Origin of the sequence: Maricaulis sp. (genome assembly GCF_030149515.1) — a bacterium.
Lineage (GTDB): Bacteria > Pseudomonadota > Alphaproteobacteria > Caulobacterales > Maricaulaceae > Maricaulis.
Map to the genome: position 1 here is coordinate 142,607 of NZ_JASBRI010000007.1, position 24,202 is coordinate 166,808.

A 24,202-nucleotide genomic window follows, 5' to 3' on the forward strand; every position below is an offset into this window, starting at 1 on the left:
ATGAAAGGTGTCCATGCCCTCCACGACCACCACAAGCGATCCGATGCAGTCGCTCCTCGATGCCGCCCGAAAGGCGGGCGGGGGGCTGCCGCCGGTCGACAAGTGGAATCCCGAGTATTGCGGCGAGATGGACCTCGTCATCAAACGCGACGGGACTTGGTGGCATGAAGGCACGCGCATTACACGTGACCGTCTTGTAAGGCTGTTTTCCACGATCTTGCGGAAAGATGATGACGGCATTCATTATCTCGTGACGCCGGTCGAGAAGATCGGCATCGAGGTGGAGGTTGCGCCCTTTGTCGCCATACGCGTCGACGCCGTGGGCGAGGGGCGCGAGCAGTCGCTGATATTCACCACCAATGTGGGCGATCTGGCCGAGGCCGGGCCCGGGCATCCGCTGAGTGTCCGGATCGATCCCGAAACCGGTGAACCGACACCGCTGGTGCGGGTGCGTGGCCGTCTGGATGCGCTGCTCGCGCGCCCGGTCTTCTACGAACTCGCGGAACTTGCCGTGGAAAACGATGGTGTGATGGGGGTCTGGAGCGGGGGCGAATTCTTCCCGCTGGGAGATGGTCATGGACCCGGCTGAGGCGCTGATCGGCCGGCTGCGTGACCGTCTCGACCCCGTTGATGCTCCCGCCGCCGCGCCGGTGCGCAGCGATGGCGATCTCAATGGCGGCCTGCCCGACCGCGTGACCCCGCCGCGCGAGGCGGCCGTGCTGGCCCCGCTGATCGTGCATGACGGGCCGCCGCGCCTCCTGCTTACCGAGCGGGCCGCGCACCTGCCCAGGCACGCCGGCCAGATCGCCTTTCCCGGCGGCCGTGTCGATCCTGCCGGGGAAACCCCGGCCCAGGCCGCCGTGCGCGAACTGGAGGAGGAGGTTGGCATAGCGCCGGAGCATGTCGAGCTGATCGGCCGGTTCGACGGCTATCTCACCGTCACCGGTTTTCATGTCACGCCCTTCGTCGGCGTGCTGCGGCCCGGCTATGTCCTGCGGCCCGACCCGGGCGAGGTTGCGGACGTGTTCGAAACGCCTTTCGACTTTCTGATGGACCCGGCCAATCACCGGCGCCATTCGCGGGCCTGGCAGGGCCATACACGGCATTTCTACGCCATGCCGTGGGAAGGGCGCTATATCTGGGGGGCGACGGCGGGCATGCTGAAATCCCTGCACGACAGGCTATATGGTTAGATCATGATCCGGATCACACTGATCGAAATTGCCTCCTTCCTGCTGCCCTTTGCGCTGTTCTTCATCTGGCGCTGGCAGACCCAGGCCGATGTCAAGCTGACCGCCACGCCGGCACTCAGGCTGGGCCTGGCCGGTGCGGCGCTGGCGATTGCCATGATGATCGTGCTCGTCGTGTTGGACGCCATGCGCGGCGGACATGAGGGCGATCAATATGTCCCCCCGCGAATGGTCGACGGGGAAATCGTACCCGGGCATTTCGTGCCCCCTTCCGAACGCGATGAGCCGGCCGATGCGGGTGAAGAGGACGACGACCCGCAATGACACCTCCGCGTCTCGATCCGGCCCGGCACACCTGGATGCGTGCGCCGGAGACGCGTCTTGTCATGGCCGCGCTGGACGCGGCCCGGCCCGGTGGCAGCCGCTTTGTCGGCGGATGTGTTCGCAATGCGCTGCTCGGTGAGCCGGTGGGGGACGTCGATATTGCCACGCAATTGAGGCCGGACGAGACCATCGCCGCAGCCCGGGCGGCCGGGCTCAAACCCGTTCCCACCGGCAAGGCGCACGGCACGATCACCGTCGTCTGCCGGGGCAAGCCGTTCGAAGTGACCTCGCTGCGCAGGGACGTCGCCACCGACGGCCGCCGTGCCGTGGTGCGTTTCACGCAGGACTGGGCCGAAGATGCGCAGCGGCGCGATTTCCGCCTGAATGCGCTCTATGCCGATGCCGAGGGCAGGATCTACGACCCGACGGGCGGTCTGAAAGACGTGGAAAACCGGCGCTTCGTCTTCGTCGGGGATGCCGAGAAACGTATCGAGGAGGATTATCTGCGCATCCTGCGCCTGTTCCGCTTCGAGGCCTGGTACGGCCGTGGCGAGTCGGATCCGGTGGCCCATGCCGCGGCCGTCAAGCTCAGGGACGGCCTGCATAAATTATCCGCGGAACGGGTCTGGATGGAGCTGAAGAAACTGCTGGCGGCACCGAATCCGATGGGCGCCGTTACCCGGATGTCCGAGAGCGGAATACTGGATTTGATCCTCGGAGTGAACGGATCCTTAAGAGTCATGGGCGGTATTGTTGCGCAAGATGTACAATACGGATTAGCGCCCGATTCGATGCTGAGATTTGCGGCGCTCGCCGATGGCGGACCGGAAAGGATCAGGACCATGGCAGCCAAGCTGAAAATGTCGAACGCCGAAGCGCGCCGCCTCCAGGGCGCCGTCGACCCGTCGGCCCGCGAAGACGTTACCGAGGCATTTTCCGACCTCGCGGCCGCCGAACGCGCATTGATGAAACTCGGCGCCCGCGCCTTCGAGGACCAGGTCCGCCTGCAGGCGGCCGGCGAAGTGGCCCCGCCACCGCGCGACTGGACGCTGCTGGCCAGGTTCGCCCGCGAATGGGAAGAGCCGGAATTCCCGGTTACGGGCGGCGATCTCATCCTCCTGGGCTACGAGCCCGGCCCGATGCTGGGCGACGCGCTCGACGAGCTGAAGGCGCACTGGATCGCCGAGCGCTTCGAGCCGACCAAGGACGAGCTGATCGCGCGGTTGAAGGCGCATTGATCTTCACCCGCTTCGCAGACATTGAGCACCCCGGCCACCGTGCCGGGGTTTTTTGTTGGCTCGAACCGGCTCGGGAGGTAGGCTTGCCGCTCGCCCCTTTGCGCAATCCGGACCGATCCAGGAGCGCGGGGCCGCCGCAGAGGGGAGAGTCCGATGAGACACCCTGCGCTGTCGGAGCTTGTTCGCGCAGGTCTTTTGGCCGCGATGGCTGCCTGTTTGCTCGCAAGTGAGGCCTTCGGACAGATCCGGAGATCGATTGAACGCCCGCTCGCACCGGTCTCCCAGGCTTCATTGTCGGAAATTTCCGGAGCGGCAGGCGATGTCACGCACGAGATAGAACACGGCATGCGTGTCGTGCGGTTCGGCGAGCTGGGCGACCGTCCCTGTATGGTCATCCTTGCGGCCTGGACCGGACAGTCGAGCCGTGACCGCGCCATAATCGATGCGGAATGCTCCAATCGCATCAATACGTCTCAATACTGGGAAGTCGTTGTGCCGGAAGGTGCGCGGATTGTCGGAATGGAAGCGTGTTTCAACCGTCGCAGCGGTCGCCTGAAAGGACTGCGCCTTTATCACGACGGGGGCAATTTCGGCGGGGTGGTATCCGAGTTGCAGCCCAATTGCCGGGGAAACCGTGGACGCTGGGGGGATCGGGCCGAGTGCCCGGAGAGCACACGAGCCACCGGACTGCGTGCTCACTTTCGCCAGGAGCCACGTGGCCAGACCAATCCGATCGTCGGTTTGCAGCTGATCTGCCGCCCTGTCTAGGGCCACGTCGCCTTGGGCGGCATGGATGACAGGATCGACTTCACGTTTCCGCCGGTCTCCAGGCCGAATTTCGTGCCGCGGTCGTAGAGCAGGTTGAATTCGGCATAGCGGCCGCGGCGCACCAGCTGTTCCTCGCGCTCCTCCTGTGTCCAGGCTTCGCCCATGCGGCGGCGGACGAGCCGGGGATAGATATCGAGGAAGGCCAGGCCGACATCGCGGGTGAAGGCAAAGTCGGCATCCCAGTCGCCGGTATTGTGACGGTCGTAGAATATCCCGCCAATGCCGCGCGGCTCGTTGCGGTGGGGCAGGTAGAAATACTCGTCGCACCACTTCTTGAACCGGGCATGGAAGTCCTCGCCGTGTTCGTCGCACACGGCCTTGCAGGCGGCGTGGAAGTCCTTCGCGTCGGGGTGTTCCTGGGTACGCGCAGCGTCCAGCACCGGGGTCAGGTCCATGCCGCCGCCGAACCACCACCGGGTCGTGGTGATGAAACGGGTATTCATGTGCACAGCCGGAACATGCGGGTTCCACATGTGTGCGATGAGGGAGATGCCGGTGGCGAAGAAGCGCGGGTCTTCCCTGGCGCCGGGGATCTGCTGGCGGAAAATCTCCGAGAATTCGCCCTTTACGGCGGAGACGTGGACACCGACCTTCTCGAACAGCCGGCCCTTCATCAGCCCCATCGTGCCGCCGCCTTCATCCCTGGAGCCGTCACCACGCGTCCAGTCCTCCAGGGTGAAGCGGGCGGGATCGCCGGCATATAGCCCCGCCGGGGCTTCGTCCTCAAGGCGTTCGAATTCGGCGCAGATCTTGTCGCGCAGGTCTTCAAACCAGGCCTGGGCGGACTGGCATTGCAGGTCGGAACCGGCGGTGGCGGTTTTGGAGGATGCGGTCATGGCGCTTGTTTAATCGGCACCGCCGCGTACCTGCAAGCGCAGGCCGCCGGATTCCCGCAATTTGAATTGCCGGACCCGGGAGCTATGTTCCAGCGACAGGAGATAGCGGTCCGGACGGCGGCGAAATCATGAGACCAGGAAACAGCACAACCCCTTATGGCTGGGCCCTGCGCGGGCTGACGGTCCTGATCGCGCTCTATTCGGCGTTCTGGTCGGGTCTGCTGATCTGGGCCTGGACCGGGCTGGCTCCCACGCATCTGGGTTCACTGGACACCGCGGGCACGCTGGAATTCGTGCCGGTCTGGGCTCGCTTTTCGGTCTGGCTGTGGACCCTGTTTCTGGCCGCGGCGGTGTGGGCCTGCTGGACGGGACGTGCCCGCGCCTGGCTGTGGGTGGTGCTGGCCATGGTGCCGCACCTCGTCGTCTTCCTGACGCTCAGCGCAAATCCTTTCTATGATGGCACCGCCGGTTACATAAACTTCGCCATCGAATTCGGCACGGCCCTGCTGCTGTATTTCGCGGCCAGGTCTCGGGGGGACTGACAGCCCCGCCGTTTCCGCACACGGCTAGAAATCGTGTTCGAACAGGTATTGCGTGCTGTCCGTCTCCTCGACATAGCCAATCAGGTCGAAATGCTCCGCCAGCCGGTGAGGATAGAATTGCGTGAGTTCCTGCGGACGGGATCCCAGATAGCGAAAGCCCAGGGTCCCTCCCAGGACATGTCCGCCGGGAAGGTCCGTGATGTCGAGGAAGAAGGCCGGAACCGCCGCCCGGTCCAGCACGGCTTCGTGCGTGCCCGGATAGGCAGGGTGGGCGGCGTAGCGCTGTTCGGGCCCGTAGGCGGAATAGTGGCCCGAACCGAAGGTCAGGCCCACGGCGATGTACTCGGCGCCGAAAGTCTGTGCCAGCGCGTGTCCCATCGCACCCTCGGCCCTGGTGACATGCGTGTTGTCGGCCCAGATGACGATACCGCTTTCGTGTTCCCCTGCGATGCGGCCGGCCTCGGCCGCCATGCTGGCGTCGACGCTCAGCCCGCCGCGATCGGCCAGGTCCAGCCCGTAGACCCGCACCCGGGTTTCGGCATGGGCATTATGGGACCGCAGCCACTCGATGACGGCCCACATCTCCGCGCTTTGCCAGCTGGGATAGCCCAGCGCAAGCAGTGCTGCACGGTCGTCGTCGCTCTCGCCATGGATATAGGCATTCACGGTATCCGCGCCGGCGGCGGGCATTTCGACGGCAAGCGCCGTGAAGCCTTCATCTTCGACCAGAAGACGCAACAGGCGATGCTTCAGGCGGAACAGCGCCCGGGCGCCATGGGAATTCTCGCCCAGGCCGACAATTCCGGCAGCGCCCAGCGCGTCGCGAAGGGGCGCCAGATCGTCCAGCGGTGCGTCGGGCTCCAGGGTGGAAACGGACAGGGCATTCCGGTCGATCCAGGCGATATCGCTCGCCCGTGCCTGCATGCGCGGAGGCGGCGCGGTGGCATATGCCTCGCCGTCGGCGACGATCCGGATGTCGTCGACCCGCGCCTGACCCTCACCGCTTGCCAACAGGCCGACGAGTAGATTGGGAGGCAGGCAGTCCCCGCCTGCATTCTGGCTGACCGAAATGCGGCCCTGGCCGGCCCCGGCATCCCCCATGCCGGGCGCCTGGCCGGGTTCGAGAAAGAACAGTGAGACCGTGAGCCCGTCATCCCGCGACAGCAGCGCCGCCGAGGCGGAAATGCTGGCGACGCATCGCGCGCCCAGCGACAGGGGCGTGTACAGCACGGCGGGCGTATCGCCCGCTGCCCCCAGCAGCAGGGCCGGATCCGCACCGGAGCGGTCGACAAGGATGGTGGCGGCGGCCGGATCGGCTTCGGCATACCAGTAGGCGGGATGGCCTTGCGGCGTCACCTGGTCGAAATCGCCGTTGATATAGGGGCCGTTGCCGGAATCAGCCTGGGCAAAACCGGTCAGGGCCAGTCCGCCGGCGACAATGCCTGTCCAAAACATGTGTCTACTCCCTCGTGGCGCCCCCCGGCGCAGGCGGCACGCTAGGGCGGTGCAGCGTGTCGGGCATACCGGGATTGGCGTGTACTCCGTCCCGCCCTCAATCGGACGTGGTCGCGCGCAGTTGCCGCGACGCCTCGGCCAGGGCGATCCCCGCGCTCACCGTCACGTTCAGCGAGCGCATTCCCGCGCGAATCGGAATCCGCACGCGACAATCCGCCGCGTCGTGCACATCGTCCGGGACGCCGGCGCTTTCGCGGCCGAAAAGCAGGCGGTCGCCTGGCTGGAACGAAAATTCCCACAGGTCTGTTGCAGCGCGGGTGGTGAACAGGACCAGACGGCCCGAAGCGCCTTCTGCACTTTGCCTGTAAGTGTGCCAGGATGCGTGGCGGACGGGCTGGATAGCTGCGCCATAATCCATGGCGGCCTTGCGGATTTTCTTGTCCGTAAGGGGAAAGGCGCAGGGTTCGACAATGTCGAGACCGGCGCCGAAACAGGCCGCCACGCGCATCGAAGCGCCGAGGTTTTGCGGAATATCTGGTTGAAAAAATACGATCCGCATTTTAAGCCGCGCACAGTTCGGACCTGTCCATGTGCATGCGGCATTGCGCCGCCTACTGGTCAGTGCGTCCGGGAGTAGTTTATACCGCGTCAAACCCCGCTGCGGCGGGGTCGTCAAGTTTGACGCATGTTTTCTGGGGCTGGGCCCGCCTTCGGTGTGGCCCTTATTGGATAAGAGAAGAGGTCGGCTCGTGACGGAAGAGAACGGCGCGCCCGGCGGCCACGGTGAAGAACCGACCCGCCGCGACTTCATCTATATCGCTGCTGGCGGCGCGGCCGCTGTCGGTGGCGGTCTCGTGGCCTGGCCGTTTATCGACCAGATGAACCCCGCAGCGGACACGCTGGCGCTGGGTTCCATCCGCGTCGATGTGTCGGTGATCCCGCAAGGGTCCGAAATCACCGTGATGTGGCGGGGCGGTCCGGTCTTCATCCGGCACCGTACCGAAGACGAAATCGCCGAGGCGCGCGCCGTCGAGCTGCGCGTCCTGCCGGATCAGGATGCCCGCAACGACAACCTGCCTGCCGGCGCGCCCGGTTTCGACGCCAACCGCGTCCTGCGGCCGGAATTCCTGATCGTGAAGGGCAATTGTACCCATCTGGGCTGCGTGCCGCTGGGCCTGGGCGCCAATACCGGCGATTATGACGGCTGGTACTGCCCGTGCCACGGGTCGCACTACGACACGTCCGCGCGCATCCGCCGCGGCCCGGCGCCGGAAAACCTTCCGGTTCCGGACTATTATTTCGAGACCGACACGACGGTGAAAATCGGCCTGTCGCCGGAAGAAGCGGCGGAAGCGGGCTGGGAAGTGGCTGACTCTGCGGGGGCTGTGGCATGAGCGGACATTCGACCTACGAGCCGAAGACCGGCGTCGAGAAATGGCTCGACTCGCGTCTCCCGATCATCCGCCTGGGCTGGGACAGTTTCGTCGATTTCCCGACGCCGCGTAACCTGAACTACTGGTGGACGTTCGGCGGCATCCTGGCCGTCTTCCTGGTAATCCAGATCGTCACCGGCATCGTGCTGGCCATGCACTATGTGGCGCACGAGGACATGGCGTTCGACAGCGTCCAGCGCATCGTCCGTGACGTGCCGTTCGGCTGGCTGCTCCAGTCCATGCACGCCAACGGGGCGAGCTTTTTCTTTGTCGCTGTCTACCTGCACATGTTCCGCGGTCTCTATTACGGCTCCTACAAGGCGCCCCGCGAAGTGCTGTGGATTCTCGGCGTCGTGATCTACCTGCTGATGATGGCGACCGCCTTCATGGGCTATGTCCTGCCCTGGGGCCAGATGTCCTATTGGGGCGCCATGGTGATCACCAATCTGATCGGCGCGCTGCCCTTCGTGGGCGATGCCATCCGGGAGTGGCTGTGGGGCGGCTTCTCGGTCGGCCAGGCCACGCTCAACCGCTTCTTCTCTCTGCACTATCTGCTGCCCTTCGTGATCGCCGGCGTTGTCGGCCTGCACATCTGGGCGCTGCACGTGCCGGGCAATGGCAATCCGGCGGGGCTTGAAATCAAGGATCCGAAGAAGGACGCACTGCCCTTCCACCCCTACTACACGGTGAAGGACGGTTTCGCGATCATCGTCTATCTGATGGTCTTTGCGGTCTTCGTCTTCTACATGCCGAACGTTCTGGGCCATGCCGACAACTATATCGAGGCCAACCCGCTCTCGACGCCGGCGCACATCGTGCCCGAATGGTATTTCCTGCCCTTCTACGCGATCCTGCGGGCGGTGACCTTCGACATCGGCCCGATCGACGCCAAGCTGGGCGGTGTGCTGGCCATGTTCGGCGCCATTGCCATCCTCTTCGTCCTGCCCTGGCTGGACACGTCGAAGGTGCGCTCGATGCGCTACCGGCCGCTGACGCGCTGGTTCTTCATCTTCTTCGTGATCGCCGCGCTGGGCCTGGGCTGGTGCGGTGCGAAGAATCCGGACGATCCCTTTGTCGGCGCCATCAAGTTCGTGCACCTGGCACAGTTCCTGACGGCCTACTACTTCGCCTACTTCCTGGTGATCCTGCCGGTGCTGGGCATTATCGAAAAACCGAAGGAACGGCCCGCCTCGATCGAGGCCTCTGTCCTCGGCGAAGCCAAGTCCTAAAGGGAGCGACGAGATCATGATGATGACCCGTATTTTCGCCGCTGCCCTGGCAGCTGCCGGTCTCACCGCAGCCGCCTCAGCACTTGAAGGCGATGCGCACGCGCCGAAAGATCATGAATGGCACCATGAGGGCCCGTTCGGCACGTTTGACCGTCAGGCCGTTCAGCGCGGTTTCCAGGTTTTCCAGGAAGTCTGTGCGTCGTGTCATTCGATGGACCTCCTGCGCTTCCGCAATCTGGGTCAGCGCGGCGGTCCGTTCGAGTCGGAGGAATATCCCAATCCGAACGACAATCCGGTGGTGATGCAGATCGCGGCCGGCTATCAGATCGAGGACGGCCCGAATGATGACGGCGACATGTTCATGCGCGACGGTTTGCCGTCCGATGCGTGGCCGGCGCCGTTCGACAACGAGCAACAGGCCCGCGCGTCCAATGGCGGCGCCTATCCGCCGGATCTGACCCTGATCGTCAAGGCGCGTTCCGGCGGCGCGGACTACCTCTACTCGCTGCTGACCGGTTACACCGATCCGCCGGAGGACAGCCACCTGGCGCCCGGCCAGTACTACAACGAGTATTTCGAGGGTGGCGCCATCGCCATGGCCCCCCCGCTCGTCGAGGGCATCGTCACCTATGACGACGGTACCGAGGCGACGGTGGAACAGATGGCCGAGGATGTGGTCACCTTCCTGACCTGGGCCGGCGATCCGCACATGGAAGCGCGCAAGCAGATGGGCGTGATGGTGCTGATCTATCTCTTCATCTTCGCCATTCTGGTCTATCTGGCCTATCGCCAGGTCTGGAAGAATGTGAAGCACTAGAGCCGACGGCTTGGCTGTGGTTTCGAAGGGCCGCGGGCGGAAACGTTCGCGGCCCTTTTGTTTCGTCCGCAGCCTGGGCCGGAGAGGCCGGGAGCTGGAATCATGACGCATTGGAAACTCGGCATTGTCGGCGGATCGGGCCTCTATGCGCTCGACGGGCTGGAGAATGTCTGCAGCGAGGCCGTGGACACGCCCTGGGGCGCGCCGTCGGCACCGCTGACGCACGGGACGCTCAACGGTGTCGACCTGGTCTTCCTGCCGCGCCACGGAGCGGGCCATCGCCTGCCGCCGTCCGCCATTCCCTTTCGTGCCAATATTGCTGCACTGAAGATGGCGGGCTGCACGGATATCGTGTCCGTCTCCGCCTGCGGTTCCCTGCGCGAACACCTGGCGCCGGGCCAGTTCGTCATCGTCGATCAGTATGTCGACCGGACGGTCGGGCGTGAACGCTCTTTCTTCGGCGAGGGTTGTGTTGCCCATGTGCCCATGGCCAGGCCGGTCTGTGCGCGGCTGGCGGGGCTGATCGGCGATGCGGGCGAGGCGGAAGGCATTCCGGTTCAGCGCGGCGGAACCTACCTCGCGATCGAGGGGCCGCAATTTTCCACCCGCGCCGAAAGCGAGCTCTACCGCCACTGGGGCATGGACGTGATCGGCATGACAAACATGCCCGAGGCCCGGCTCGCCCGCGAGGCGGAGCTGCCCTATGCCTCGATCGCCATGGTGACCGATTACGACTGCTGGCACGATGGCGAGGAGAGTGTCGACGTGCCGTCCGTCCTGCGCGTGATGCGGGACAATACGGTCAAGGCCAAGGCCTTGCTGGAGCGGCTGGCGCACCGGCTGTCGGAGCATGAGCGCACGCCGGCGCCCGACGGCACCGAGACCGTGCTGGATACTGCCCTGATCAACGCACCAGGCGCGCGCGATCCGGTCACGGTGGAGAAACTGCGGTGTATCGCGGCCCGCCTTCTCTAGGACACGGGTTTTGACGGCGAAGAGTCCTTTTCCCGCTCCCGGCACTCGTCCATAACTGCGCCTGCGTGGACGAGGGGAGTGACATGCCGCCATCGATACTGGCCAGCCTTCTGCTGGCAGGCCTGCAACCGCCGCAATTCGAACCGCCGCGGCCCGCCGTGGAATGCGCCGAGCATCTCACGGACTGGCGGGCGCGCCGCAATTGTTTGCGCGACCTGCTGGAGACGGCAGAGGCGGGGCTCGACCGGGCCGCATCCGCTGCCCTGGAGGAAGCGCGCCTGTCGGATGCGGACTCCGGTGGCCGGTTCGGTGCCGAAGCGTATTTCGAGGCTGCACAGACGGCCTGGTTCGCCTATCGCGATGCGGAATGCGACCGGCGCGGGGCACTGATGTTCATTTCCGAGGAGTCGCGCGAGGAGATCGGCCTGGACTGCCGTATCATGCTGACCCGGGCCCGGGCTCGCGAACTTCGGGAGATGTAGCGTGGACCGGCCGGTTCTGCATATCGGCAACAAGCGGTTCTCCAGCTGGTCGCTGCGTGCCTGGCTGGTTTTGCGCAAGGCCGGCATTGCGTTCGAGGAAAACCTGATCCCGCTGTACACACCGGACACACGTCAGGCTGTTGCCGCCATATCGCCGGGCTGCAGCGTGCCGGCGCTGCAGGTCCGCAATACCGTATTCTGGGACTCGCTGGCGATCGCCGAATGGGCGGCCGAGAGCGTGCCCGAATTGTGGCCGGCACACGAAGCGCGGCGCGCGCTGGCCCGGGCGGTGGCGGCGCGGATGCATTCCGGTTTCACGGCCTTGCGCGAGCATTGCCCGATGGATCTGGGCCGCGTCCCGCAAGCCATCGCACTCAATGACGAAACGCGCGCCGACATCGCGGCCGTCCAGGCCCTGTGGAACGACGTTCGCAGCGTCGACGGCCCCTGGCTGTTCGGGCAGTGGAGCATTGCGGACGCCTTCTACACACCGGTCGCCGCCCGTTTCCATGCCTATGACATACCCCTGCATGCCGAAGCCCAGGCCTATTGCGATACGCTGCTGAACGATAAAGACTATCGCGACTGGCTGGGGGCGGCGTTGCAGGAAGGCCTTCCCAGTCCCGCCGACAAGACGACCTGACCGCGAACGGAAATCGAGCCGATGGACCTGAAAGCCGCGATCCGCACCATTCCGGACTATCCCAAGCCGGGCATCATGTTCCGCGACGTCACGACGCTGATCGGCGATGCACGGGCTTTTCGTGTCGCCGTCGATCGCATGGTCCAGCCCTGGGCCGGCGCGAAGATCGACCGTGTGGCCGGCACCGAGGCGCGAGGCTTCATCCTGGGCGGTGCGGTGGCGCACCAGCTTTCGGTCGGTTTCACCCCTGTGCGCAAGCGCGGGAAACTGCCGCACCGCACCCTTATCGAGGAATACGAGCTGGAATACGGCCAGGACGCCATCGAGATCCATGTCGATGCGATTTCGGAGGGCGACCGGGTCCTGCTCGTCGACGACCTGATCGCCACCGGCGGCACGGCAGAGGCTTCGATCAAACTTCTGCAGCGTGCGGGCGCCACCGTTGTCGGGGCTGCTTTCGTTATCGACCTGCCGGATCTCGGCGGGGCAAAGCGGATCGAGGATTTGGGCGTGCCCGTGTCCTCGCTGGTACAGTACGAGGGCGAGTAACGGCCGCAACCCGGGGAGGGGCGCCATGTTCGTCGGTCACTACGGTCCGGCCCTTGCCGGCAAGGCGGTCGCCAAAAGCGTGCCGCTTTGGACGCTGTTCTTCGCCGTCCAGCTGGTCGATGTGGCCTGGGGCATTTTCGTCGCCAACGGGATCGAGCATGTCCGCATCGTGCCGGGCTTCACCGAGGCCAATCCGCTCGATCTCTACGACATGCCGCTCACCCATTCCCTGCCGGGCGCGCTGGTCTGGTCCGTGGGGGCGGGGCTGGTCTATGCGATCTGGGCGCGGTCGCAGAAACGCCTGGGCGGCGTGGTGATCGCTGCCGCCGTATTCTCCCACTGGCTGCTCGACCTGATCGTCCACGTGCCCGACCTGCCGCTCTGGCCCGGCGGGCCGGAAGTGGGGCTGGGCCTGTGGAACAATTACCCGCTGGCGTTGACCGCCGAGATGGCGGTTCTGGTGGCCGGCCTGTTCCTCTATCTGCGCGTCACCGAGGCGAAGAACGCGACCGGCCGGATCTGGCCCTGGGCGTTCCTCGCTCTCCTGGTCCTGGCCGAATACGCCAACCATACCCTGCCGCCGCCCGAGAGCGCCGCCGCCGCCGGATACATGGCGACGGCGACTTTCATCGTGCTGACGGGCCTGGCCGCGATCTGCGATCTGACGCGGCGGGCGCGCTAGTTTGCGATCAGCGCGCGGACATCCTGCGTGAACGTCACCAGCGACGGCTCGTGGATATACATCATGTGGCCCGCTTCGTAGTAGGTGAAGGTGACCCGGTCCTGCGGGAAACCCGGCTGGTTGAACATCAGCTCGGCCGCGAAGAAGGGCGTCGCCAGGTCGTAATAGCCCTGGGCCACGAGCACTTCGAGATCGGAGTTCTGGCGCATTGCCCGGGCGATCCAGGGCGCAACATTGATGTAGTTGTTGTTGCCCGTACGCCCGGCATCCCAGTTCCAGCCGCGCACGCCGCCGATTGTGGAATAGTATTCGGTGATGTCCACGCCCAGCGTGCGGGTGAAATAGTCCAGCATGGATGCGGTATAGCTGCCGTCGATGCCGTAGAAGCTGGGATCGGTTTCCGGGGACTCGCCGACGCCGTCCACCTCGACGCCGGTGAACCGGCTGTCCAGACGGCCCACTGACAGGCCTTCGTCGCGGCGCAGTTCGCGCTGGAAACGGCGCAGCGAGACCCGCATGTTCGCCCGGCGCAGGAAGTCCTCGGACAGGCCGGTAAAGCGCGACAGTTCACCGATGATACGGGCCTGGCGCTGGGCGTCCAGGGTGACGCCATGCATCAGCGCCGGCATGTATTCCTCGATGGCGAAGGTGCGCGCCTCGTCGAGGAAGGCCTCGATATCATTGTTCCAGGCCGAACGGTCGACCTTGCCGTGATACCAGGCGGTTGCGGCAAAGCCGGGCATCAGGCCGACATAGCCGACATCATTGCCCTCGGACGTGTCGTCATAGCGAAAGTCCAGCACGGTGGAGATCAGGGCAACGCCGTTGATCGCCACATCCGTGTAACCGCCCTCCAGCTGGTTCAGCAGCGCGCCGATGCGCAGCGTGCCATAGCTTTCGCCCAGGAGATATTTCGGGGAATTCCAGCGCCGGTTCTCCGTCAGCCAGATGCGGATGAACTGGGCCAGGCTCTCGGCGTCTTCGTTGACCCCCCAGAAATCGTCGCCGCCGCTCTCGCCCAGCGCCCGGCTCCAGCCGGTGCCCACAGGGTCGACGAAGACCAGGTCGGCGACGTCCAGGATGGAATGGACATTCTCGACCATGTCGTAGGGCGCCGCACCGTCGTCGGCAGCATTGGGCAGGGCGATGCGCTGGGGTCCGAACACGCCCATGTGCAGCCACAGGCTGGCCGACCCCGGTCCGCCGTTGAACACGAAGGCAACCGGGCGGTTGCGCGGATCGTCGGTACCGTCGGCGATATAGGTTGTGGAAAAGATGGAGGCGGTTGGATCGCCGTCCTCGTCGCGCAGGAAGGTTTCCCCGGCGATGGCAGTGTAGCGGATGCGCTCACCGTCCACGGTCACCTGGCCGCGGCTCTCGAAGATGCGTGGCTCCGGCGCCTCGCTCTCCTCCTGGCCCGAGGCCGGAAGTGTCAGTGTGGCCGCAATGATGGCGGCCGCGATCATGCGGATCATGGCTTGCTCCCCGAATGGATGTTTGGCGAAAGACTAGGGGGCGGGCGCGGTGCGGGAAAGGGGGCGTGTGCGCTCAACCCGCTTGGGAACGCCGCCGGAATGGGATAAGGCGGTCGCCATGAATTACCGCCACGCCTATCACGCCGGAAACTTTGCCGATGTCCTCAAGCACTGCGTTCTCGCGCTGTGTCTGGACCATCTCAAGGCCAAGCCGAAACCCTTCCGCTATATCGACACCCATGCCGGAATCGGCGGCTACGACCTCGCCTCCAGCGAGGCTGAGCGGTCGCCGGAATGGAAGGACGGGATCGGCCGCCTGCTGGATGCCGCCATGCCCGAGGCCGCGTCCGGGGCCCTCGCGCCGTACCTCGGCGTGGTCAGGGGTATCAATCCCGACGGCATGCAGCACTATCCCGGTTCGCCGGAGATCGCTGCGCGCCTGCTGCGGGGCGACGACCGCATCCATCTGTGCGAATTGCACGAGGCCGACGCCAAGACGCTGGATGCCCGCTACGCCCGCGACAAGCGGGTGAAGGTGGAGCGGCGCGATGGCTACAAGGCATTGAAAAGCCTGATTCCGCCGAAGGAAAAGCGCGGCCTGGTGCTGATCGATCCGCCGTTCGAGGACCGCGACGAGCTGGCCCATATGGCCGAGGCTGTCACCGGCGCGTTCGGGCAGTGGCCGACGGGGACCTATATCTTCTGGCGCTCGCTGAAAAACCTCTGGGCCGCCGACCGTTTTGACAACGGGCTCGCCGAATGGCTGATCGCGGAAAAGGGGCTGGAGCCGGAGAAGATCCTGCGTGCCGACCTCTGGGTGCGTGACCTGGCGAGCGAGGGCAAGCTGGCCGGCGCCGGCGTGGTCGTCGTCAATCCGCCCTATACGCTGGAGGACAAGCTGCTGGGTCTTCTGCCCTGGCTCGCCGACACGCTGGCCCAGGGCGATGGTTATGGCTGGCGCGTCGATGGCGGGCTCACCGACGAGGATGTGGAAGAACAGGTGGAAGACTGACGGGAAATCCCGCCATCCGGGGTTGAAACGATCCGGCGCCTACCCAATTAAGCGCATTCGGGCCATTCTTGGCCCCCCATCTCCCGGAAGGCAGATTTCTGCATGTCTTCAATCATTTCCATCAAGGGACTCTCGAAAACCTATGCCGGCGGCTTCGAGGCCCTCAAATCGGTCGATCTGGACATCGGCGAGGGCGAGATATTCGCGCTCCTCGGTCCCAATGGCGCCGGCAAGACGACACTGATCGGCGTCGTCTGCGGCCTTGTCACGCCGACGGCCGGGACGGTCACCGTCGACGGGCACGACATCATCCGGGATTTCCGGGCGACCCGGTCGCGCATCGGTCTGGTGCCCCAGGAAATGTCGATCGACATGTTCACTACCGTCTGGTCTTCGGTTTCCTTTTCGCGGGGCCTGTTCGGCAAACCGCCCGATCCCGCCTATATCGAACAAGTGCTTCGGGACCTGTCCCTGTGGGACAAGAAGGACGAGCAGATCCGGACCCTGTCGGGTGGCATGAAACGGCGGGTGATGATCGCAAAGGCCCTCGCCCATGAACCGGAAATCCTCTTCCTCGACGAGCCCACGGCCGGGGTCGACGTCGAGCTGCGCCAGTCGATGTGGCAGGTGATCGGAAGGCTGCGCGAGCACGGCGTCACCATCATTCTCACCACCCACTATATCGAGGAGGCCGAGCAGATGGCCGATCGGGTGGGCGTGATCTCCAGGGGCGAGATCGTGGTGGTCGAGGAAACCGGAACCCTGATGAACAAGATGGGCCGCAAACAGCTCATTCTCTATCTCTCCGAACCGCTGGCGGCACTGCCGGCCGAGCTGGGTGTGAACGGGCTGGAACTCTCCGCCGGCGGCACCGAGCTGCATTTCGACTACGACACGCATGCCGACCGGACCGGCATCACAACGCTGCTGGCCAATCTCAACCGGGCCGGCCTGTCGGTGCGGGATCTGGAGACGCGGCAGAGTTCGCTGGAAGAGATCTTCGTCGATCTGGTGGGGAGCCAGTCATGAATATGCGGGCCGTCGCTTCCATCTACCACGCCGAAATGGCGCGTACCGGCCGCACGCTGATGCAGTCGGTGCTGGCGCCGGTCATCTCGACCTCGCTCTATTTCGTCGTCTTCGGCGCGGCCATCGGTTCGCGCATCGAGGAGATCGACGGTGTGGGTTACGGCGCCTTCATCGTGCCCGGACTGGTCATGATGATGATCCTGATGCAGAGCGTCTCCAACGGATCGATCGGGATCTATTTTCCCAAGTTCAATGGCACGGTCTACGAGATCCTCTCCGCGCCGATATCGGCCTTCGAAATCGTGATCGGCTATGTCGGCGCGGCAGCGACGAAATCGCTGATCCTGGGCGCGCTTGTCCTGGCCACGGCGGCTTTCTTCGTGCCGCTGGAGGTTCAGCATCCGCTGGCCATGCTGGCCTTTCTGGTGCTCACCTCGCTGACCTTCTCCCTGTTCGGTTTCATCATCGGCATCTGGGCCGACAATTTCGAACAGCTCTCCGTCGTGCCGATGCTGATCGTGACGCCGCTGACCTTCCTGGGCGGGAGCTTTTATTCCATCTCCGTCCTGCCGCCCTTCTGGCAGACGGTGACCCTGTTCAATCCGGTCGTCTATCTGATCTCCGGTTTCCGCTGGAGCTTCTACGGCGTATCCGACGTCGATGTCGGGATCAGCCTGCTGGCCGTGCTGGGCTTCTTCCTGCTCTGCCTGATCATCGTCTGGTGGATGTTCCGCACCGGCTATCGCCTCAAGACGTGAGTTCGCCCATGCCGCTTCGCTACGCCATATTCGATGTCTTCACCGCCACGGCCTATGCCGGCAATCCGCTCGCCGTGGTGTTCGGCGCCGATGATCTCGACGACATCGCCATGCAGACCATCGCCGGCGAATTCAACCTCTCGGAGACGGTCTTCGTCACCGAGCCGAAAGGCCGGGACGCCGACTACGGCCTGCGCATCTTCACACCCGTGAGCGAACTGCCCTTTGCCGGTCATCCGACAATCGGCGCGACCGTCGCCCTGGCAATGGACAGCGGGGCGGGCGAGGGCGAAGTGCGCCGCTTTGTGTTCGAGGAAACCATTGGCGACATTACCGCCGACGGGCGTATCAACGGCCCGCGGCACGGTTCGGCCCGCTTCTTCGCTCCGCGCCTGCCGGAACAGGCAGGCGACCTGCCCGATTTCGACGGCATTGCCGAGGCGCTGGGGCTGAAACCCGGCGACTTGATGGACGCGCCGCTCAATGGCGGGATCTGGTCGGCCGGCGTACCCTTCGCCATGATCCCCTTGCGCGATGCGGGCGTGCTGGAACGGATCGCGCTGGACCGGGCGGTTCTCGGCGAGGTGTTCGGCGGGGCGGACCCGGTCGGCGTCTACGCCGTGGCCAAGGCCAGCGCGACAGAGCACACGACCGACTGGCGCTGCCGCATGTTTGCGCCTCACCTGGGCATCGACGAAGACCCGGCCACCGGCGGGGCGGCGGCGGCGTTCTCCGGCCTGATCGCGGAACAGGCTGGTGCGGGCGATGGCGAGCATTCGGTGGCGCTCTACCAGGGCGTGGAAATGGGCCGGCCCAGCCTGATCCGTCTGCGTCTGCGCCTGGAAAACGGCCGCCTGAGCGAGCTCATGCTCGGTGGCGATGCGGTGAAAATCGCCGAGGGAACGCTGCTCTAGCCCAGCGGTCTGACGGTAAACACATCGTCATCCGCCACACGCGGTACGATCACGCGCAGGAAATGCGTGGTGTAGCGCCGAAGAAACCGGTCACTTTCATCGCCCGCTTCCGGATTGAGCGCCCGCAGCTGGATCAGGGCGCTGGCCTGGTCGCTGTCGCGGCTGAAATAGGCAATACGGCTGCCCGGCGCCGATGCCGTGATGCCCGCAGCCAGCGTCTCCTCATACTCCTCCGACAGGGCCCCGCGGAAGAAGCCGTCGCGCCACATCAGGGCACGCCTGTCGACATGCAGCACGCGGCGGTGCCTGTGGCGTGTATTGGCGTGATCGTCCTGGATCAGGTTCAGCCGCGCATCGATCTCGATCGGCGAGACGTCCTCGCCGCCACGGAAGACCGTCTCGCCCCGCTTCGGCGCTGTCAGCCAGAGCTCGAAGTCGTCGACCGGAAGGCCCGTATCGTCACGGACATCGGCCACGACCTGGTAGAATTCGTTGAAGCGTTGCCGGTCGGCGTGCGCGCTGCCGAAAATCCGTTCGCGCAGCGCATCGGCATCGGGTCCGTCCTGGGCCAGTTTGCGGGTTTCTCCGCAGATCGCCTGCCAGTCCTTCGCCAGGGCCCGGTAATCGTCCGGTGTCTCGACGGCGAGCGCCGCCAGGATCATTTCCTTCAGGCGTCCGGCGGTTTCCGGATCCTGCGAGCCGCTATTGCCGGCATCGGGGCGCAGAATGCTCAGATGGGTACGGTCCGGGATGACGGCGAAGGGGGTTTCCCCGGGGCCCCGCCGGGTCCAGGGCGTGAATTTCGGTTTGGTGATCGTGCCCTGCGTGAAATCCACGGTCACGCCGCGCGGATCGATATTGGCACTGGCGATGCGCACCGTGCCGTCCCAGGCGCGCTCGCCGGTGATCTGGGTGCCCATGATCGGTGTGGCGCCGACGATGACGAAAGGACGGGTTCCGTCTTCGGAAAAGGGGCTGCCGGTCGACCCGTCCGTACTAAGCCGGTCGCACAGGGCCAGATCTTCCTGGAATTGCGAACCCAGTTCCAGCCCGTGCAGGAATTCGGTGCCCGTCTGGAAGCCGCGCTTCCAGCCCTTGACGATCCGCGCCAGCATGGATCGGCCGAAGGCGGCCAGCGGCGAGCCGAAATTGGCGGGCGCGAGCATCAGGAAATTGGCCACCGGTCCGCCGCCTTCCGGATGATTGTCCGCCAGCCAGCGCCGGGCGACCAGCGCGCCGGTTGAATGTACGATCAGGTGGAAACGGTCGGGCAGGCGGCCATCGGCCTGCATGTCCAGGATCACCGTGCGCATGCGCCGGGCCGCATCCTCGATCCGCACCACATCGTCCATCGAGGGGTATCCGCCCAGGAACAGATCCCGTGTTTGATAGTCATTGGCGGCCAGCAGTTCGCCGACGGCACGCATCGAATCATCCTCGGCGCTCCAGCCATGGATAAGCAGCACGTGTCTCGTCATGGCAACCCCCGCGTTAATCGCGGCAGGCTAGCACGGTTTGGGCGATCTCAATACTGATCCTCGGATGCGTCCCAGAACGGGTACCAGGGCGGCATGTCCTGCGAAACGCGAAGCGGGAAGTCGGCATCGCGCTTTTCCAGGAAGGACATGACGCCTTCCTTCGCATCGGCTCCCATGCCGGCGTGCAGGATACCTTTCGTCTCCACGCGATGGGCCTCCATCGGATGACTGGCGCCCAGCATGCGCCAGGCCATGCGGCGCATCAGGGAGACCGAGACCGGGGCGCATTTCTCGGCGATCAGCCGGGCGCGTTCGCGCGCTTCGGGCAACAGGTCCCCGGCCGGCACGACGCGGGCCACAAGGCCGCTCTCGAAGGCTTCCGCGGCAGTGAAGGTGCGGCCGGTCAGGCCCCAGTCCATCGCCGTCGAAATCCCCACCACGCGCGGCAGGAACCAGCTGGCGCATCCGTCCCAGACGATACCCCGCTTGGCGAAGGGGTAGGCGAACTTGGCCTCCATCGAGGCCAGGCGGATATCCATCGGCAGGATCATCGTGCCGCCGATCCCCACCGCCGCGCCGTTGATGGCGCCGATCACCGGTTTGGCACTCTCCCAGATGCGCAGATTGACCCGCCCGCCCTTGTCGCGCCATTTCGGATCATTGTCGTCGAACGCGCCGCTCTGGGTCTCGTCGGCGACGCGATTGAACGTGTCGGCTCCCGTGGACAGGTCGGCGCCGGCACAGAAAGCCGGCGGTTCGCCGGTGACAATGATCGCCCGGACCTCGTCGTCGGCATCGGCCGCATCGAAGGCGGCGATGATCTCCTCGCCCATGTCCAGGGTGAAGGCGTTCAGCCGGTGCGGCCGGTTCAGCGTGATCGTGGCGACGTGGTCCTCGACCGCGTAGCGAATGCTCTGGAAACTCAAGTCCGTCCTCCCTTGTTGCCGGCAGAATGGACGGCGCGGCCCGCTGCGGCTAGTCCTCCCAGTCCTCGACGACCGCGAACAGCTTGCCGCGTTCTGTCACGAAGACCAGGACGAGCGCCAGGGCCGCCAGCACAGCCTGGGCGGCAATGAGCGGGACGGCGGTACCATTGTACATCTGGCCGATGACCGAACCGATGAGGGCGCCGACCACGCCGGTCATGAATCCGTAGGCCGCCGAGGCCGTGCCGGCGATATGGCCGACCGGTTCCATGGCCAAAGCCGAGAAGTTCGCGGCGATGAGACCCAGGAAGGCCATCGCAGCCGCCAGCAGGACCAGGAAGATGTAGAGATTGTCGACCCCGGCCATGAGGATTGCGGCATGCACTGCGCTGATGAGTGTGAAGGCAACCAGCGCACCATGCGACAGCCGCCGCTGCCCGATCCGCATCACCAGGCGGGAATTGGCATAGCTCGTCAGGCCTATCCCGCCGGCGATCACGGCAAAGGCGACGGGAAAGGCGTTGTCGGACAGGCCGTAATGGTCGACGAAGACCTGCTGGGACGTGCCGAGGAACCCGTACAGTCCGCCAAAAAACGGCATGGCGGCCAGAGTATAGCCCATCATCAGCCGGTGGCGCGTGGTCTCCATGAAGGCCGACAGGGTGGATTTCAGCTTCAATGGCACGCGGAATTCCGGGTGCAGGGTCTCCGGCAGGCGCACATGCAGCCACACCATCAGCCCGGCGCCGAACACCATCAGGAAGGCGAAGACCCAGCGCCAGGGTGCAAAGGACAGAATGATCTGGCCGATCGACGGCGCCAGCACGGGGACCGCCATGAAGGCGGTCATCACCATGGACATGATCTCGGCCATCCGCCGTCCGGACGACACGTCGCGCGCGATGGCCACCGCGATCACGCGGCAGGCGGCCGCGGCGGCACCCTGGAAGAAACGGGCGATCAGAAGCAGGTCGTAGGAAGGTGACAGCGTGCAGATCAGGCTGGTCAGCAGAAAGAAGGCGAGCGCGCACTGGATCACGAGCTTGCGTCCGTACCGGTCGGAGAGGGGGCCGTAGATCAGCTGGGCCGCACCGAAACCGGCCAGATAGGAGGTGATGACGAATTGCTGGTCGTTCGCCTCGACGACTCCCAGATCGCCGGCGATGTCATCCAGCGCGGGCAGCATCATGTCGATCGCCAACGCCACGACGGCGGTCATCGCCACCAGCAGCGCGACAAGTTCTGTCAGCGGTAGCGGGAGGGTTTCGCCCGCCGGGCGTTGGGAAGCGGTCATGACGGTCTCCGGGGATTGGCGCAGAACCGCGCCAGACCCTCACATGAGACCTGATCGCACAAAGTGCAAGTCCAAGCCGCGCATGCCCGGCCGGCATTATTCGTATGGCGAATAGAAGAGGTGCATCTGGAAACTGTCCGCGATGCGGTTTGCGCGGTCGAGAAACGCCGTCCTGGCGTCCTGCGATGCGCCGATCTCGTCGAGGGCCTGTTCGAACAGGCCGAGCCAGCGCGAAAAATGCCCGGGCGTGAGGTCGGGTTTGAGTTTCATGTGTGCCGGCATGGGGCGTCCGGAATAGCCGCCGTCATGAAAGACGATGGCCGACCAGAAGCGTTTCATCGTCGCCAGGTGCGGATCCCAGTCATCGCCGATCGCCTTGGCGAAGATCGGGCCGAGCTGGTCGTCGGCGCGCACATGGCCGTAGAAGGTATCGACCAGATCGGAAATGGTTTCGGGGGCAATGCCCATCTCTGCCGCTTCGCGGCGGGCGGTTTCGCGGGCTTCGGTGACGCGCACCTGATCGCTGGCAGACATGGGACGGGACTCGGTCTGGCTGTTGACGGCCCTATTCTGCCTCGCGCCGCCGCCGTTCGAAATGCGACACAATGAGCCCGATACCGATGAGGGCCGATCCCCACAGGAATGCCAGGACGGGCAAAACGATCATTATGCGCCAGTCTTCAAGCATCTTCGTCACACTCCTCGGATGTGTATATCACAAACGCGCCCAATCCCGCGATGGTCAATGCGGCGACGAAGGCTCCCAGCAACGTGAATCGGGCATCCCCCTCAACGAGGAGCGGGCTGAGCACGCCGGCCGAAATCGTCATCTGTGCGGTCCATTTCAACACATCTCCGAGATAGTCACCGACGCGTCGGGTCAAGCGGCGAAAGCGGGGTTGCGGGGCGTCCGTCATAAACGCCATTATAGCGTGTGCTGAAAATAACTACACGTTAAAGCGGAACAGCATCACGTCGCCATCGCGAACGACATACTCCTTGCCTTCGGCCCGCATCTTGCCGGCTTCCTTGGCGCCGCTTTCGCCGCCGCAGGCGACATAGTCGTCGAAGGCTATGGTCTCGGCGCGGATGAAGCCCTTTTCGAAATCGCCATGGATGACACCGGCAGCCTGCGGGGCAGTCCAGCCCTCGCGGATCGTCCAGGCCCGGGCCTCCTTCTGACCGGCCGTGAAATAGGTTTGCAGGCCCAGCAGCTTGTAGCCAGTGTGAATGAGCCTATCGAGACCGGCCTCTTCCAGGCCCAGGGTTTCCAGGTATTCGGCGCGCTCCTCGTTTTCCAGCAGCGCCAGCTCGCTCTCGATCTTGGCGGAGATCACCACGGCCTGGGCACCTTCCTCCTCGGCACGTTTCATGACGATTTCGGAATAGGCATTGCCGGTGGCGGCCGAGTCCTCGTCGACGTTGGCGATGAAGAGGACGGGTTTGGTGGTCAGGAGCTGAAGTCCGCGCCAGGCCTTGCGGTCGTCCCTGGGAACGTCGGCAAAGCGTGCCGGTTTGCCATTGTTGAGCTGTTCCAGGGCCAGGTCGATCAGGACGAGGCTGGCCTTGGCCTCCTTGTCGCCGGTCTTGGCCTTCTTTTCGAGATTGGTGCGGCGTTTTTCAAGGCTTTCCAGATCGGCCAGCATCAGCTCGGTCTCGACCGTCTCCAGATCGGCCAGCGGATCGATCTTGTTGTTTACGTGCGTGATGTCGTCATCGTCGAAACAGCGCAGCACATAGGCGATGGCGTCGGTCTCGCGGATATTGGCGAGGAACTGGTTGCCCAGGCCTTCGCCCTTGGATGCACCGGCCACCAGACCGGCGATATCGACGAAGTTCATCCGCGCCGGAATCACCTCTTTCGAGCCCGCGATCTCGGCCAGCTTGCCGAGGCGCGGCTCGGGCACCGCCACATCGCCAACATTCGGCTCGATGGTGCAGAAGGGATAATTCGCCGCCTGGGCCGCCGCGGTCTGGGTCAACGCGTTGAACAGGGTCGACTTGCCGACATTGGGAAGCCCGACGATGCCGCATTTGAATCCCATTTGGATATCCCTTCCTGGTTCGAGCGCGCCTTATAGGGAAAGAGCTGA

Annotated in this window: 27 protein-coding genes; 18 read left to right on the top strand and 9 right to left on the bottom strand. The window is 64.8% G+C overall.

Annotated elements, in window-relative coordinates; all coding sequences use genetic code 11:
• The first annotated feature begins 13 nt into the window (after positions 1-13).
• The 5 genes from Q1U94_RS03850 to Q1U94_RS03870 all read left to right on the top strand — a co-directional run bounded on the left by Q1U94_RS03850 (position 14) and on the right by Q1U94_RS03870 (position 3,520).
• Positions 14-589 (top strand): DUF1285 domain-containing protein, encoded by a 576-nt coding sequence (locus Q1U94_RS03850; RefSeq protein WP_300542119.1) that lies wholly within the window; start codon positions 14-16, stop codon positions 587-589.
• Positions 576-1,193 (top strand): CoA pyrophosphatase, encoded by a 618-nt coding sequence (locus Q1U94_RS03855; protein ID WP_300542121.1) that lies wholly within the window; start codon positions 576-578, stop codon positions 1,191-1,193. The genes Q1U94_RS03850 and Q1U94_RS03855 overlap by 14 nt, the downstream gene beginning before the upstream one ends.
• 3 nt (positions 1,194-1,196) lie before the next feature.
• Positions 1,197-1,514: a DUF6111 family protein gene (locus Q1U94_RS03860; RefSeq protein ID WP_300542123.1), complete on the top strand. Its 318-nt coding sequence runs from the start codon at positions 1,197-1,199 to the stop codon at positions 1,512-1,514.
• Positions 1,511-2,752 (top strand): CCA tRNA nucleotidyltransferase, encoded by a 1,242-nt coding sequence (locus Q1U94_RS03865; protein ID WP_300542125.1) that lies wholly within the window; start codon positions 1,511-1,513, stop codon positions 2,750-2,752. The genes Q1U94_RS03860 and Q1U94_RS03865 overlap by 4 nt, the downstream gene beginning before the upstream one ends.
• A gap of 195 nt (positions 2,753-2,947) precedes the next feature.
• The gene (locus tag Q1U94_RS03870; protein WP_300542127.1) at positions 2,948-3,520 is read left to right on the top strand and encodes a hypothetical protein; all 573 of its coding nucleotides are present in this window, start codon (positions 2,948-2,950) and stop codon (positions 3,518-3,520) included.
• Here Q1U94_RS03870 and hemF read toward each other — a convergent pair.
• Positions 3,517-4,416: an oxygen-dependent coproporphyrinogen oxidase gene (hemF, locus tag Q1U94_RS03875; RefSeq protein ID WP_300542129.1), complete on the bottom strand. Its 900-nt coding sequence runs from the start codon at positions 4,414-4,416 to the stop codon at positions 3,517-3,519. The genes Q1U94_RS03870 and hemF overlap by 4 nt on opposite strands.
• A gap of 128 nt (positions 4,417-4,544) precedes the next feature.
• Between hemF and Q1U94_RS03880 the strand changes: the two genes are divergently transcribed.
• The gene (locus Q1U94_RS03880; RefSeq protein WP_300542131.1) at positions 4,545-4,958 is read left to right on the top strand and encodes a hypothetical protein; all 414 of its coding nucleotides are present in this window, start codon (positions 4,545-4,547) and stop codon (positions 4,956-4,958) included.
• 24 nt (positions 4,959-4,982) lie between these two features.
• On the opposite strand, the gene Q1U94_RS03885 is transcribed toward Q1U94_RS03880, so the two are convergent.
• Both Q1U94_RS03885 and Q1U94_RS03890 read right to left on the bottom strand, forming a co-directional pair.
• Positions 4,983-6,413 (bottom strand): erythromycin esterase family protein, encoded by a 1,431-nt coding sequence (locus Q1U94_RS03885; RefSeq protein WP_300542133.1) that lies wholly within the window; start codon positions 6,411-6,413, stop codon positions 4,983-4,985.
• Between the two features lie 97 nt (positions 6,414-6,510).
• Positions 6,511-7,089: a tRNA (cytidine(34)-2'-O)-methyltransferase gene (locus tag Q1U94_RS03890; protein WP_300542135.1), complete on the bottom strand. Its 579-nt coding sequence runs from the start codon at positions 7,087-7,089 to the stop codon at positions 6,511-6,513.
• 73 nt (positions 7,090-7,162) lie between these two features.
• Here Q1U94_RS03890 and petA point away from each other — a divergent pair, with 73 nt between their 5' ends.
• From petA to Q1U94_RS03930, 8 genes are all read left to right on the top strand, one after another.
• Positions 7,163-7,807, top strand: a complete 645-nt coding sequence (gene petA / locus Q1U94_RS03895) for a ubiquinol-cytochrome c reductase iron-sulfur subunit (RefSeq protein ID WP_300542137.1) — start codon at positions 7,163-7,165, stop codon at positions 7,805-7,807.
• Entirely contained in the window at positions 7,804-9,075 is a 1,272-nt protein-coding gene (locus Q1U94_RS03900) for a cytochrome b N-terminal domain-containing protein (protein ID WP_300542139.1), read from the top strand. The genes petA and Q1U94_RS03900 overlap by 4 nt, the downstream gene beginning before the upstream one ends.
• A 16-nt stretch (positions 9,076-9,091) precedes the next feature.
• On the top strand, positions 9,092-9,892 hold the full coding sequence (locus Q1U94_RS03905; RefSeq protein WP_300542141.1) for a cytochrome c1: 801 nt from the start codon (positions 9,092-9,094) through the stop codon (positions 9,890-9,892).
• Between the two features lie 102 nt (positions 9,893-9,994).
• Positions 9,995-10,867 (top strand): S-methyl-5'-thioadenosine phosphorylase, encoded by an 873-nt coding sequence (locus Q1U94_RS03910; RefSeq protein ID WP_300542143.1) that lies wholly within the window; start codon positions 9,995-9,997, stop codon positions 10,865-10,867.
• Between the two features lie 83 nt (positions 10,868-10,950).
• Positions 10,951-11,349 carry a lysozyme inhibitor LprI family protein gene (locus Q1U94_RS03915; RefSeq protein ID WP_300542145.1) on the top strand — a complete coding sequence of 133 codons (399 nt, stop codon included), beginning with the start codon at positions 10,951-10,953 and terminating at the stop codon, positions 11,347-11,349.
• A gap of 1 nt (position 11,350) precedes the next feature.
• Positions 11,351-11,992 carry a glutathione S-transferase family protein gene (locus Q1U94_RS03920; RefSeq protein ID WP_300542147.1) on the top strand — a complete coding sequence of 214 codons (642 nt, stop codon included), beginning with the start codon at positions 11,351-11,353 and terminating at the stop codon, positions 11,990-11,992.
• Positions 11,993-12,013: 21 nt separating this feature from the next.
• Entirely contained in the window at positions 12,014-12,541 is a 528-nt protein-coding gene (locus Q1U94_RS03925) for an adenine phosphoribosyltransferase (RefSeq protein ID WP_300542149.1), read from the top strand.
• A 25-nt stretch (positions 12,542-12,566) separates the two neighbouring features.
• Positions 12,567-13,223 (top strand): hypothetical protein, encoded by a 657-nt coding sequence (locus tag Q1U94_RS03930; protein ID WP_300542151.1) that lies wholly within the window; start codon positions 12,567-12,569, stop codon positions 13,221-13,223.
• Here Q1U94_RS03930 and Q1U94_RS03935 read toward each other — a convergent pair.
• On the bottom strand, positions 13,220-14,698 hold the full coding sequence (locus Q1U94_RS03935; RefSeq protein WP_300542153.1) for a peptidase S10: 1,479 nt from the start codon (positions 14,696-14,698) through the stop codon (positions 13,220-13,222). The two genes, Q1U94_RS03930 and Q1U94_RS03935, sit on opposite strands and share 4 nt — an antisense overlap.
• A 118-nt stretch (positions 14,699-14,816) precedes the next feature.
• On the opposite strand from Q1U94_RS03935, the gene rlmJ reads away from it, so the two are divergent.
• The 4 genes from rlmJ (at position 14,817) to Q1U94_RS03955 (ending at position 18,411) form a co-directional block, all read left to right on the top strand.
• Positions 14,817-15,710, top strand: coding sequence for a 23S rRNA (adenine(2030)-N(6))-methyltransferase RlmJ (gene rlmJ / locus Q1U94_RS03940; RefSeq protein ID WP_300542155.1), 894 nt, complete (start codon positions 14,817-14,819; stop codon positions 15,708-15,710).
• Positions 15,711-15,812: 102 nt separating this feature from the next.
• On the top strand, positions 15,813-16,739 hold the full coding sequence (locus tag Q1U94_RS03945; RefSeq protein ID WP_300542157.1) for an ABC transporter ATP-binding protein: 927 nt from the start codon (positions 15,813-15,815) through the stop codon (positions 16,737-16,739).
• Positions 16,736-17,497, top strand: coding sequence for an ABC transporter permease (locus Q1U94_RS03950; RefSeq protein WP_300542159.1), 762 nt, complete (start codon positions 16,736-16,738; stop codon positions 17,495-17,497). The genes Q1U94_RS03945 and Q1U94_RS03950 overlap by 4 nt, the downstream gene beginning before the upstream one ends.
• Positions 17,498-17,505: 8 nt before the next feature.
• Positions 17,506-18,411: a PhzF family phenazine biosynthesis protein gene (locus tag Q1U94_RS03955; RefSeq protein ID WP_300542161.1), complete on the top strand. Its 906-nt coding sequence runs from the start codon at positions 17,506-17,508 to the stop codon at positions 18,409-18,411.
• Here the strand turns inward: Q1U94_RS03955 and Q1U94_RS03960 are convergent.
• The 5 genes from Q1U94_RS03960 to ychF all read right to left on the bottom strand — a co-directional run bounded on the left by Q1U94_RS03960 (position 18,408) and on the right by ychF (position 24,154).
• Complete coding sequence (locus Q1U94_RS03960) at positions 18,408-19,889, bottom strand: triacylglycerol lipase (protein WP_300542163.1); 1,482 nt, start codon at positions 19,887-19,889, stop codon at positions 18,408-18,410. The genes Q1U94_RS03955 and Q1U94_RS03960 overlap by 4 nt on opposite strands.
• Positions 19,890-19,936: 47 nt before the next feature.
• On the bottom strand, positions 19,937-20,815 hold the full coding sequence (locus Q1U94_RS03965; protein ID WP_300542164.1) for an enoyl-CoA hydratase-related protein: 879 nt from the start codon (positions 20,813-20,815) through the stop codon (positions 19,937-19,939).
• 49 nt (positions 20,816-20,864) lie between these two features.
• Positions 20,865-22,109 (bottom strand): multidrug effflux MFS transporter, encoded by a 1,245-nt coding sequence (locus tag Q1U94_RS03970; RefSeq protein WP_300542166.1) that lies wholly within the window; start codon positions 22,107-22,109, stop codon positions 20,865-20,867.
• A gap of 96 nt (positions 22,110-22,205) precedes the next feature.
• The gene (locus Q1U94_RS03975; protein ID WP_300542168.1) at positions 22,206-22,643 is read right to left on the bottom strand and encodes a group III truncated hemoglobin; all 438 of its coding nucleotides are present in this window, start codon (positions 22,641-22,643) and stop codon (positions 22,206-22,208) included.
• A gap of 413 nt (positions 22,644-23,056) precedes the next feature.
• Complete coding sequence (ychF, locus tag Q1U94_RS03980; protein WP_300542170.1) at positions 23,057-24,154, bottom strand: redox-regulated ATPase YchF; 1,098 nt, start codon at positions 24,152-24,154, stop codon at positions 23,057-23,059.
• Between the last annotated feature and the right edge of the window lie 48 nt (positions 24,155-24,202).

What these genes read in the sequence shown, in the direction of transcription:
- Q1U94_RS03850 (WP_300542119.1), top strand. Translation starts at nt 14, where the DNA reads ATGCCCTCCACGACCACCACAAGCGATCCGATGCAGTCGCTCCTCGAT.
- Q1U94_RS03855 (WP_300542121.1), top strand. Translation starts at nt 576, where the DNA reads ATGGACCCGGCTGAGGCGCTGATCGGCCGGCTGCGTGACCGTCTCGAC.
- Q1U94_RS03860 (WP_300542123.1), top strand. Translation starts at nt 1,197, where the DNA reads ATGATCCGGATCACACTGATCGAAATTGCCTCCTTCCTGCTGCCCTTT.
- Q1U94_RS03865 (WP_300542125.1), top strand. Translation starts at nt 1,511, where the DNA reads ATGACACCTCCGCGTCTCGATCCGGCCCGGCACACCTGGATGCGTGCG.
- hemF (WP_300542129.1), bottom strand. Translation starts at nt 4,416, where the DNA reads ATGACCGCATCCTCCAAAACCGCCACCGCCGGTTCCGACCTGCAATGC.
- Q1U94_RS03880 (WP_300542131.1), top strand. Translation starts at nt 4,545, where the DNA reads ATGAGACCAGGAAACAGCACAACCCCTTATGGCTGGGCCCTGCGCGGG.
- Q1U94_RS03885 (WP_300542133.1), bottom strand. Translation starts at nt 6,413, where the DNA reads ATGTTTTGGACAGGCATTGTCGCCGGCGGACTGGCCCTGACCGGTTTT.
- Q1U94_RS03900 (WP_300542139.1), top strand. Translation starts at nt 7,804, where the DNA reads ATGAGCGGACATTCGACCTACGAGCCGAAGACCGGCGTCGAGAAATGG.
- Q1U94_RS03905 (WP_300542141.1), top strand. Translation starts at nt 9,092, where the DNA reads ATGATGATGACCCGTATTTTCGCCGCTGCCCTGGCAGCTGCCGGTCTC.
- Q1U94_RS03910 (WP_300542143.1), top strand. Translation starts at nt 9,995, where the DNA reads ATGACGCATTGGAAACTCGGCATTGTCGGCGGATCGGGCCTCTATGCG.
- Q1U94_RS03915 (WP_300542145.1), top strand. Translation starts at nt 10,951, where the DNA reads ATGCCGCCATCGATACTGGCCAGCCTTCTGCTGGCAGGCCTGCAACCG.
- Q1U94_RS03925 (WP_300542149.1), top strand. Translation starts at nt 12,014, where the DNA reads ATGGACCTGAAAGCCGCGATCCGCACCATTCCGGACTATCCCAAGCCG.
- Q1U94_RS03930 (WP_300542151.1), top strand. Translation starts at nt 12,567, where the DNA reads ATGTTCGTCGGTCACTACGGTCCGGCCCTTGCCGGCAAGGCGGTCGCC.
- Q1U94_RS03935 (WP_300542153.1), bottom strand. Translation starts at nt 14,698, where the DNA reads ATGATCCGCATGATCGCGGCCGCCATCATTGCGGCCACACTGACACTT.
- rlmJ (WP_300542155.1), top strand. Translation starts at nt 14,817, where the DNA reads ATGAATTACCGCCACGCCTATCACGCCGGAAACTTTGCCGATGTCCTC.
- Q1U94_RS03945 (WP_300542157.1), top strand. Translation starts at nt 15,813, where the DNA reads ATGTCTTCAATCATTTCCATCAAGGGACTCTCGAAAACCTATGCCGGC.
- Q1U94_RS03950 (WP_300542159.1), top strand. Translation starts at nt 16,736, where the DNA reads ATGAATATGCGGGCCGTCGCTTCCATCTACCACGCCGAAATGGCGCGT.
- Q1U94_RS03955 (WP_300542161.1), top strand. Translation starts at nt 17,506, where the DNA reads ATGCCGCTTCGCTACGCCATATTCGATGTCTTCACCGCCACGGCCTAT.
- Q1U94_RS03960 (WP_300542163.1), bottom strand. Translation starts at nt 19,889, where the DNA reads ATGACGAGACACGTGCTGCTTATCCATGGCTGGAGCGCCGAGGATGAT.
- Q1U94_RS03970 (WP_300542166.1), bottom strand. Translation starts at nt 22,109, where the DNA reads ATGACCGCTTCCCAACGCCCGGCGGGCGAAACCCTCCCGCTACCGCTG.
- Q1U94_RS03975 (WP_300542168.1), bottom strand. Translation starts at nt 22,643, where the DNA reads ATGTCTGCCAGCGATCAGGTGCGCGTCACCGAAGCCCGCGAAACCGCC.
- ychF (WP_300542170.1), bottom strand. Translation starts at nt 24,154, where the DNA reads ATGGGATTCAAATGCGGCATCGTCGGGCTTCCCAATGTCGGCAAGTCG.